General features: G+C 49.9%; 2 tRNA genes and 3 rRNA genes. All 5 read left to right on the top strand.

The features are described from left to right. Positions 1–59, top strand: a 16S ribosomal RNA gene (locus tag OCV69_RS16540); the annotation flags it as partial. A 66-nt stretch (positions 60–125) separates the two neighbouring features. Continuing rightward, a 5S ribosomal RNA gene (gene rrf / locus OCV69_RS16535) occupies positions 126–243 on the top strand. Between the two features lie 6 nt (positions 244–249). Continuing rightward, positions 250–322: transfer RNA gene (locus tag OCV69_RS16530), tRNA-Ala, on the top strand. 690 nt (positions 323–1,012) lie between these two features. After that, positions 1,013–1,085: transfer RNA gene (locus OCV69_RS16525), tRNA-Ala, on the top strand. 283 nt (positions 1,086–1,368) lie between these two features. Continuing rightward, positions 1,369–1,828 (top strand): 23S ribosomal RNA (locus OCV69_RS16520); the annotation flags it as partial.

The raw sequence follows: 1,828 nt of genomic DNA, 5'->3' as shown, positions 1-1,828 counted from the left end.
CTGGGGTGAAGTCGTAACAAGGTAGCCGTATCGGAAGGTGCGGCTGGATCACCTCCTTTCTAAGGAAGAAGAAGTAAGGGTTTTATATACTGTTTAGTTTTTAAGGAAACTTAAAAACGAATAATTCTGGTGTCGATGCGCTTATGGGAAACACCCGTTCCCATCCCGAACACGACGGTTAAGACGTAAGCGGCCGATGGTACTATGCTGGAGACGGCATGGGAGAGCAGGTGGATGCCAGATTTATATGGGGGTGTAGCTCAGTTGGGAGAGCACCTGCCTTGCAAGCAGGGGGTCAAGAGTTCGAATCTCTCCATCTCCACTCGGAGCCGGAAACGGTTCCAGACTGTACCTTGAAAACTGCATACTGAATAAAAGATCTTAGATATATATTTAAGATACAAGACATCCGAGGCATATCGAAAGATATGCAAACCGAAAAATGTAAACAAACAGCCAGGGGTGCAACGCTATGCACCTTCGTTTCGGAGCCGTTCCCGCGGCGAAGAGACATCTGGTTAAGCTAGAAAGAGCACAGGGTGGATGCCTTGGCACTAAGAGCCGATGAAAGACGTGATAAGCTGCGATAAGCTTCGGGGAGGAGCAAATATCCTTTGATCCGGAGATCTCTGAATGGGGAAACCTGCTTAAGTAAACCTTAAGCGACGTATGGTGAATCCATAGCCATACGCCGGGAACCCGGTGAACTGAAACATCTAAGTAGCCGGAGGAAGAGAAAGAAACATCGATTCCGAAAGTAGCGGCGAGCGAAATCGGAAGAGCCCAAACCGGAATGCGTGCATTCCGGGGTTACGGACCACGATATGTGAGGCGAATCGTTATCAGAACAGTCTGGAAAGTCTGACCAGAGAGGGTGAAAGTCCTGTATGAGAAAACGATAGCCAGCTAGTGGGATCCAGAGTACCGCGAGACACGTGGNCCGAGTGAAACCGGCTGTAAAGATAAACAGAATACAGGGATTGCCTCAGAAAAGAGGGAGGCCCGCATCCGTGGGGGTGTAGCTCAGTTGGGAGAGCACCTGCCTTGCAAGCAGGGGGTCAAGAGTTCGAATCTCTCCATCTCCACTCGCCGAAAGCAACTTAGCGAGAACAAGCCGGAAGGCGCAGATCAAGCTTAGTGCGAGGCGGTTCACGAATCTTAGCGAACGCAAGTGAGTTTAGCTGAGTGAACATACAGACTGTACCTTGAAAACTGCATACTGAATAAAAGATCTTAGATATATATTTAAGATACAAGACATCCGAGGCATATCGAAAGATATGCAAACCGAAAAATGTAAACAAACAGCCAGGGGTGCAACGCTATGCACCTTCGTTTCGGAGCCGTTCCCGCGGCGAAGAGACATCTGGTTAAGCTAGAAAGAGCACAGGGTGGATGCCTTGGCACTAAGAGCCGATGAAAGACGTGATAAGCTGCGATAAGCTTCGGGGAGGAGCAAATATCCTTTGATCCGGAGATCTCTGAATGGGGAAACCTGCTTAAGTAGACCTTAAGCGACGTATGGTGAATCCATAGCCATACGCCGGGAACCCGGTGAACTGAAACATCTAAGTAGCCGGAGGAAGAGAAAGAAACATCGATTCCGAAAGTAGCGGCGAGCGAAATCGGAAGAGCCCAAACCGGAATGCGTGCATTCCGGGGTTACGGACCACGATATGTGAGGCGATCTGTTAATGGAACGGTTTGGAAAATCCGACCAGAGAGGGTGAAAGTCCTGTACATGAAAACAGCAGCCAGCTAGTGGGATCCAGAGTACCGCGAGACACGTGGAACCTTGCGGGAAGTCGGGGGGACCACCCCCCAAGGC

It is taken from the genome of Alitiscatomonas aceti (genome assembly GCF_025567195.1).
Classification (GTDB): domain Bacteria; phylum Bacillota; class Clostridia; order Lachnospirales; family Lachnospiraceae; genus Alitiscatomonas; species Alitiscatomonas aceti.
Note: the sequence above shows the minus strand (reverse complement) of the source record. Positions and strands in the feature narration are given on the sequence as shown.